The organism is Lysinibacillus sp. GbtcB16 (assembly GCF_019091145.1).
Lineage (GTDB): Bacteria > Bacillota > Bacilli > Bacillales_A > Planococcaceae > Lysinibacillus > Lysinibacillus fusiformis.
The window spans coordinates 1-272 of record NZ_JAGXJV010000387.1; the positions used below are offsets into that span (position 1 = coordinate 1).

The 272-nt window shown below is 37.1% G+C and carries 1 pseudogene; it reads left to right on the forward strand.

From position 1 onward, the window contains the following. Positions 1-272, forward strand: a pseudogene (locus KVT27_RS24640) (hypothetical protein); the annotation flags it as partial.

The window sequence follows — 272 nt, forward strand, 5'->3', positions numbered from 1 at the left end:
CAGGCGGGTTTATTACTGCTGGAATTTATGCTAAACATCAGGAGGTTCAATCCGCAATTGTTATTAATGGTTCTTGTGCTTGGGTTCAATTTGAAGAACTATATCGCGAAAAAAATGGCTTGAGTCCAATGGAGGCTAGTGCCAAAGCTCTATTACAACAAAATGATCCGCTTTCCTCTATTCACTTGAATTCTGAAAAACCTTTATTGCTTCTTCATTGCCAGGATGACACTTCAGTTCCCATAGATAGTCAAATATATTTTATTAATGCT